The following is a 7456-nucleotide window of genomic DNA, read 5'->3' on the forward strand; positions in this document are numbered from 1 at the left end:
GCAAACGCACCAAAGTCACGCACAATGCACGCAAAACGCACAAAAACGGTGCGTCAGGGTATTCCTGTATGCGGGTTACAAACGGTGCAAAGCGTCTGCAGCCGTTTGTGGCACAATAAGCCGGCCTTGCAGATTCAGCTGGCACGCTTCCTGCTTCTGCTACGGCCATTCCGACGCCCCGTAGGGCGGGTGAATAACCGGATTCGTTTTCACTACCCATTTTCTATTACGTATTCAGGAGCACACCATGGCGGCAGCCGACGTTCTCAAGCTGATCAAGGACAACGATATCCGTTTCGTTGACTTGCGTTTCACCGACACCATTGGCAAAGAGCAGCACGTGACGATTCCGTCGCACGTGGTTGACGACGAGTGGTTCGTCAATGGCCATGCCTTCGACGGCTCCTCCATCACTGGCTGGAAAGGCATCCAGGCTTCCGACATGCTGCTGCTGCCGGACACCGCTACCGCCAAGATCGACCCGTTCTACGACGAACCGACCCTGTTCATCACGTGTGACGTGATCGAGCCGGCAACGGGCAAGGGCTATGACCGCGACCCGCGTTCGCTCGCCAAGCGCGCTGAAGCCTATCTGAAGGCCACCGGCATTGGTGACACCGCCTACTTCGGTCCGGAACCTGAATTCTTCATCTTCGACAACGTCCGCTGGGGCGCCGACATGAGCGGCTGCTTCGTCAAGATCGGCTCCGAAGAAGGTGCCTGGGCGACTGGCGAAGAATTCGAAGGCGGCAACCTCGGCCACCGTCCGCGCGTCAAGGGCGGCTACTTCCCGGTTCCGCCGGTCGACAGCCACCAAGACATCCGCGCCACGATGGTCATCGTGCTGGAAGAGCTGGGCGTGCCGGTCGAAGTGTTCCACCACGAAGTGGCGAACGCCGGCCAGAATGAAATCGGCACCAAGTTCAACACCCTGACCACCCGCGCTGACTGGACCCAGATCCTGAAGTACGTGGTGCACAACGTGGCCAACCAATACGGCAAGACCGCGACCTTCATGCCGAAGCCGATCGTTGGCGACAACGGTTCGGGCATGCACGTTCACCAGTCGATCTGGAAAGACGGCAAGAACCTGTTCGCAGGCAACGGCTACGCTGGCCTGTCTGAAACCGCCCTGTTCTACATCGGCGGCATCATCAAGCACGCCAAGGCACTGAACGCCATCACCAACCCGGGCACCAACTCCTACAAGCGTCTGGTTCCGCACTACGAAGCACCGGTGAAGCTGGCTTACTCCGCCAAGAACCGTTCCGCTTCGATCCGCATTCCGCACGTTCAGTCCGAAAAGGGCCGTCGTATCGAAGCGCGCTTCCCGGATCCGTTGGCTAACCCGTACCTGGCCTTCTCCGCCCTGCTGATGGCAGGCCTCGATGGCATCCAGAACAAGATCCACCCAGGCGATCCGGCTGACAAGAACCTGTATGACCTGCCGCCGGAAGAAGACAAGCTGATCCCGACCGTGTGCGCATCGCTCGACGAGGCACTGGACGCGCTGGACAAGGATCGCGAGTTCCTGACCCGTGGCGGCGTGTTCACCGACGAATGGATTGATTCGTACATCGAACTGAAGATGAACGACGTCAACCGCATCCGTATGAACACCCACCCGGTTGAATTCGATATGTACTACTCGCTGTAATCAGCAAGTAGTCATCGCGAATCGGAAAGCCCCGCAGCAATGCGGGGCTTTTCATTTCCTGCTTTACGCCCCCTCCCCAATGAGCACCGCAACGCAGCCAACGCTCGATTCAAGGCACGTTCAATGAAAAACTGCTTCACATGGATCATGGTCGTTGCCATGCAATTTTTCAGTCTCACGACTTGGGCGGCCGAATCAAAGGAGCTGGAAACCGCACGCCAGTTGATGAAAACCATGCAATACGGCGAAGTCATGGCCAATACGATGGAAGCGGGGATACACGACTATTTCGCCGCAAAATCGGGCGTGATGATCGGCAAGTTGCTGGCTGAAAACGAACAGCTATCAGAGGCAACAAAGCCGGAAGACATAGAGCGGCAGTTAAACCAGCGCCTCAAGCTACTGGATATCGCGACCGCCAAACTCCCGGAAATGACGCACACCTTGCTGCATAACCCGCAGCTGATTCGCGATCTGGATGAATTTGCCGCCAATCTTTACGCCAGCCATTTTTCGCTCGATGAGCTTCGACAACTCACCGCCCTGTATGCGTCACCGGTCGGCAAAAAACTGCTGCAACTCACCCACACGGAGCAGGCGGCGTTCATCCCGCTCTTCCAGAAATGGATGCCACGCTGGGATGTGGAAATGCAAAGCCAGTTGCGCGCGCTCCGGGATCAAGCGCCGGAATGAACGGCTCACAGGCCGTAACAGATACGGCGGGGTTCGTAGTGCTGGTGCCAAATACTCGCTGGTATCATGGCGCACATGAAAACCGACACCCAAACCATCGTTGTCTTCGATCTCGGCGGCGTTCTCTTCGACTGGAACCCGGAATACCTGTTTCGCGAGCTGATCGCCGATGAGGCGGAGCGCAAGTGGTTCCTTGCCGAAGTCTGCAATGGCGAGTGGAACATCCAGCAGGATGCCGGCCGCTCGCTCGCCGACGCCACGGCGGCACTCAGCGCCAAATATCCAGACCATGCCCATTTGATCGCGGCTTTTTATGATCGCTGGACGGAAATGCTGCGCGGCACGCTCGATGAAGGCATGGCGATTTTCGAAGCGCTGGAAACCAATGACGTGCCGGTTTATGCGCTCACCAACTGGTCGGCAGAGACCTTTCCGTATGCGTGGGACAACTACCCGTTCATGCGTCGCTTTAAAGACGTGCTCGTTTCCGGGCACGAGAAATTGATCAAGCCGGATGCGCGGATTTATCAGCTGATGCTGGAGCGCATCCGCAAGCACCATCCTGGTGCACAACCGGAACAGCTGGTATTCATCGACGACGTCCTGAAAAACGTCGATGCCGCCCGCGCTCTGGGCTGGCGAGCCATCCATCACACCGACCCGGCCGCTACCGCGACGCAATTGCGGGCATGGGGCCTGCCGGTATGACACCAGCAACCATCCCAAGCGCCGGCGAAACCACCAAGCCACGCGTCACCATCCGCTACTGCACCCAATGCCAATGGCTATTGCGCGCGGCTTGGCTGGCGCAAGAGCTGCTCTCCACCTTCAGCGATGAATTGGGCGAAGTGGCACTGCTACCTGGCACCCGCGGTGTATTCGAAATCCATTGCGACGACGTTCTAGTGTGGGAGCGCAAGCGCGATGGCGGCTTTCCTGAAGCCAAGGAACTCAAGCAGCGCGTGCGCGATCAAATCGCCCCTGATCGCCCCCTAGGCCATAACGACCGCCACAGCGACCGTAACCCCGAGTAAGCCTCGCTGTGATATAGGTACACCATGACTTTGCGCGTTCTACTCCTCCTGCTCGTTGCTTCCCCTGCCTTTGCGGACATCTACAAATATGTCGATGAAGAGGGGCGGGTGACCTTCTCCAACATTCCCATGAAGGGCTCGCAGCGCATCTACGCCGACCCGGTTACGGTAAACGCACCAAAGACGCGCACCAAATCGGGCAACACGCCGAAGGTCAACAGCCCGTCGCCCGGCAACTTCCCCAAGGTCGACGCCGCCACGCAGCGCAGCCGCGACAGCAACCGCAAACTGATCCTGCAAGAAGAGCTGAACGCCGAGCAACAAGCCTTGGCAGACGCCCGCCGCGCCCTGGCCGATGCCGATACCAATCGCACTGCGGAAGAACGCGCCAATACATCCAAGTACACCGAAAAGCTCGGTCGCCTGCGCGAATCGGTGGTGCTGCACGAAAAGAACGTCGCCGCACTGACCAACGAATTGGCCCGGGCACGCTAACTGTCATAGGCCCTCCACCAGAGCCTGTTCGCCTCCAACGAACAGGCTCTGTTCCCCTTCCCTCACCCTGCATCGCCCTTTGTCCGCTTCAGTGCCCACAATGCACAGAACTGGTGCACCCATACGCTACGATGCTGGGCATGGCGCCCTTTTCGATGCCCCGTTTCGGCCTCAAACCGTGCATTCACTCACTTGTATCTTGCTGGCCCGGTAATTGCTTAGTTGCTAGCAAGATGCCTTACCGTGGTACCCCCGCATGACATACGCCCCTTTCTCAGGCCTGGATTTTATGGACGCCGCCATCGTTGCGGCCTCCGCTCGCGGCACACTGGTCTACTTCAACCCGGCCGCCGCCGACCTGCTTGGCCTCAAGGAAGAACAGACCGGGCTGACGCTCTCGGCCTGCCTGAACCCCGAAAGCGCCCTCGTTCAAGCGGTCGCCACCGCACTCAAGGACAACGTCAGCATCACCGAGCACGAACTGCTGCTGCACACGGCGCACGGCGAGGTCTATGTCTCGCTCACCGCCAGCCCGATTGAGTCGCCGGAAGCGGCGGCCTTGCTCGAAGTGCGCCAGATCGACCAGCAACGCCGGATCGTCAACGAAGAGCGCCTGCAAGCACAGCAACAAGCCAATCGCGAGCTGATCCGCAATCTCGCCCACGAGATCAAGAACCCGCTTGGCGGCATTCGTGGTGCGGCGCAATTGCTCTCTACCGAGCTGGCCGAGGCGCACCTCAAGGAATACACCCAGGTCATCATCGAAGAGTCGCAGCGGCTGCAAGGCCTGCTCGACCGGCTGCTGACGCCGCATCGGCTGCCCAAATTGTCCGAGCTGTCGATCCACGAAGTGCTGGAGCGCGTGCGCAGCCTGATGCTGGCCGAAACGCCGAATGGCCTCTCGGTGAAGCGCGACTACGACATCAGCCTGCCTTCACTGATCGGCGATCGCGAACAGCTGATCCAGGCCATCCTCAACATCGTGCGCAACGCGGTGCAAGCCATGGCCGGCGTGGGCGAAGTGGTGCTGCGCACCCGGATCACGCGCCAGGCCACGCTCAACCGCAAGCGCTTCCCGCTCGCCATCATGGTGCAGATCATCGACAACGGCCCCGGCATCCCCGAGGCCCTGAAGGAGACGCTGTTCTATCCGCTCGTCTCCGGCCGCCCCGGCGGCACCGGCATCGGCCTGCACCTGGCGCACACTTATATCAGCCAGCACCACGGCGCGATCGAATTCGACAGTCGCCCCGGCTACACCTGTTTCACACTGATGCTGCCGCTCAACGGCTGGCAAGCCAACCTCGCTTCGGAGAAAGCATGAGTACCGTCTGGGTTATCGATGACGACCGTTCCATCCGCTGGGTCTTCGAAAAAGCACTCGCACGCGAGGGAATCGCTCACACCACCTTCGCCTCCGCCACCGAGGCACTCGAGCGGCTGCGCCGCGAAGTGCCGGAAGCGGTGGTATGCGATATCCGCATGCCGGGCGAATCGGGGCTGACCTTTCTTGAGCTGGTCAAGAAAGACCACCCCGGCCTGCCCATCATCATCATGACGGCGCATTCCGATCTGGAAAGCGCGGTAGCGGCCTTCCAAGGCGGCGCATTCGAATACTTGCCCAAGCCATTCGACGTCGATCAGGCCGTGGCGCTGGTGATGCGTGCCATACAAGAAGGTGAGCGCCAACATTCCGACGAGGAAGTACCGGTGAGCACGCCGGACATCCTCGGGCAGGCGCCGGCCATGCAGGACGTGTTTCGCGCCATTGGCCGCTTGAGCCAGTCGGCCGCCACCGTGATGATCACCGGCGAATCCGGCTCCGGCAAGGAGCTGGTCGCCCGCGCCCTGCACCGGCATAGCCCGCGTAGCGCCAAGCCCTTCATCGCCATCAACACGGCGGCAATTCCAAAAGATTTGCTGGAGTCAGAACTGTTCGGCCACGAGCGTGGTTCCTTCACCGGCGCTGAAGCGCGGCGGCAAGGCCGCTTTGAACAAGCCGAGAGTGGCACGCTGTTTCTGGATGAAATCGGCGACATGCCGGCTGATCTGCAAACCCGCCTGCTGCGCGTGCTGTCAGACGGCTTCTATTACCGCGTCGGCGGCCAGCAACCGATCCGCGCCAACGTGCGCGTGATCGCCGCCACGCACCAGAATCTGGAAGAACTGGTCAAAACCGGCCGCTTCCGTGAAGACTTGTTCCATCGCCTGAACGTGATCCGCCTGCGTTTGCCGGCTTTGCGCGAACGGCTGCAAGACATTCCGCTGCTCACGCGCTACTTCCTGTCGCGTAGCGCGACCGAGCTGGGTGTCGAAGCCAAGCGCTTGTCCGACGAAGCCATGGGCAAGCTCGCCGCCTTCCCCTTCCCCGGCAACGTGCGTCAGCTGGAAAACCTGTGCCACTGGATCACCGTCATGGCGCCGGGCGCGGTCGTCGAAACGAACGATCTGCCGCCAGAAATCATCGAAGCGCCGCGTGATGGTTCGGCACCGCCCCACTTCGGCGATTGGCGGCAGGCGCTGGCCGAGGAAATCGGCAGCCGGCTGGCGCATGGCGATGCCCGTGTGCTGGACGATATCGTGCCGGATTTCGAACGCACGGTGATTGAACGCGCCTTGGCACACACCGGTGGCAAACGGATCGAAGCGGCGGAGTTGTTGGGCTGGGGCCGCAATACCCTCACCCGCAAGATCCAGGAACTGGGCATGGATAACGGGCATTGAACACAGGCAAGCGGAGCGGACATCGGATGCGAATCAAGTAGCAGTTTGCCGATTCAGGCTGCTAGACTTCGCTACGACGCATCCGCTCACGGAACCCCTGCCATGCAAGCCAACCTTGTCCTGACTCCCGGCCACGCACTGATCCAGCTCAACGGCAATTTCACTTACGAATCGCACCGGGAGTTCAAGCAAACGACCACCAATGCGCTCGCAGCGGATGATGTGAAGGAAATCGAACTGGATTTCAGCAATGTCGGCTACATGGATTCGGCGGCGCTGGGGATGTTGCTGCTGCTGAATGAGCGCGTGGATGGGCGCAAAGTGGTGTTGACCAATTGCAAGGGGACGGTCAAAGCGGTACTAGATATTGCCAACTTCAGCAAAATCTTCGAAATCCGCTCTTAAGTCGGCCAACCAATCCGCTCTAATGCATTAACTCAGTCTTGCCGTACATGAAGTACTGTCTGCGCCTGAGTTAATGCATTAGAGCGAATTATTGGCCGCCTCAAATAACTCCACAGCACCGTAGGTTGGGTTGAGCGCAGTGTTCAGCCGGGAGACATAGGTAACACTTGTCGGTAGACATGGGTAACACTCAACCTAGTCTAACTGCACCCGCAGATCGATGGTGCGAATGGCCTTATGACAGAAGAACACCGTCAGCACATCGGCTTGTGCCGAAGGGCGCAGTGCCACGTACCCCCCCGCCAAACCCTCGCCAATGAACACTGCCCGGCCGCGATACTGGATTTGCCCGTTGACGCGAACCTTCAACACCCGATCGCCCGGCTCATACTCCACCGCCGGCAGTTGCTCCGGATACGGCCGGCCACTGCAGCGGTAGCGACTGGCC

8 protein-coding genes and 1 pseudogene are annotated in these 7456 nt (G+C 59.8%); 8 read left to right on the top strand and 1 reads right to left on the bottom strand.

Annotated elements, in window-relative coordinates:
* The first annotated feature begins 247 nt into the window (after window positions 1-247).
* From glnA to BR41_RS19130, 8 genes are all read left to right on the top strand, one after another.
* Window positions 248-1657 carry a type I glutamate--ammonia ligase gene (gene glnA / locus BR41_RS19095; protein WP_035060237.1) on the top strand — a complete coding sequence of 470 codons (1410 nt, stop codon included), beginning with the start codon at window positions 248-250 and terminating at the stop codon, window positions 1655-1657.
* Between the two features lie 123 nt (window positions 1658-1780).
* On the top strand, window positions 1781-2350 hold the full coding sequence (locus BR41_RS19100) for a DUF2059 domain-containing protein (RefSeq protein ID WP_035060239.1): 570 nt from the start codon (window positions 1781-1783) through the stop codon (window positions 2348-2350).
* 75 nt (window positions 2351-2425) lie between these two features.
* On the top strand, window positions 2426-3058 hold the full coding sequence (locus tag BR41_RS19105) for an HAD family hydrolase (protein ID WP_035060240.1): 633 nt from the start codon (window positions 2426-2428) through the stop codon (window positions 3056-3058).
* Window positions 3055-3384, top strand: coding sequence for an Rdx family protein (locus tag BR41_RS19110; RefSeq protein ID WP_051711380.1), 330 nt, complete (start codon window positions 3055-3057; stop codon window positions 3382-3384). Before BR41_RS19105 ends, BR41_RS19110 begins: the two co-directional genes overlap by 4 nt.
* Window positions 3385-3408: 24 nt before the next feature.
* Window positions 3409-3879, top strand: a complete 471-nt coding sequence (locus tag BR41_RS19115; RefSeq protein ID WP_035060243.1) for a DUF4124 domain-containing protein — start codon at window positions 3409-3411, stop codon at window positions 3877-3879.
* Window positions 3880-4168: 289 nt separating this feature from the next.
* On the top strand, window positions 4169-5203 hold the full coding sequence (gene glnL, locus BR41_RS19120; RefSeq protein ID WP_308417280.1) for a nitrogen regulation protein NR(II): 1035 nt from the start codon (window positions 4169-4171) through the stop codon (window positions 5201-5203).
* Window positions 5200-6603: a nitrogen regulation protein NR(I) gene (gene ntrC, locus BR41_RS19125; RefSeq protein ID WP_035060247.1), complete on the top strand. Its 1404-nt coding sequence runs from the start codon at window positions 5200-5202 to the stop codon at window positions 6601-6603. The genes glnL and ntrC overlap by 4 nt, the downstream gene beginning before the upstream one ends.
* Window positions 6604-6705: 102 nt before the next feature.
* Complete coding sequence (locus tag BR41_RS19130; RefSeq protein WP_035060249.1) at window positions 6706-7008, top strand: STAS domain-containing protein; 303 nt, start codon at window positions 6706-6708, stop codon at window positions 7006-7008.
* Window positions 7009-7203: 195 nt separating this feature from the next.
* Here the strand turns inward: BR41_RS19130 and BR41_RS24730 are convergent.
* Window positions 7204-7456: pseudogene (locus BR41_RS24730) on the bottom strand (IS481 family transposase); the annotation flags it as partial.

The sequence above is a fragment of the Andreprevotia chitinilytica DSM 18519 genome, assembly GCF_000711875.1.
GTDB classification, from domain to species: Bacteria; Pseudomonadota; Gammaproteobacteria; order Burkholderiales; family Chitinibacteraceae; genus Andreprevotia; species Andreprevotia chitinilytica.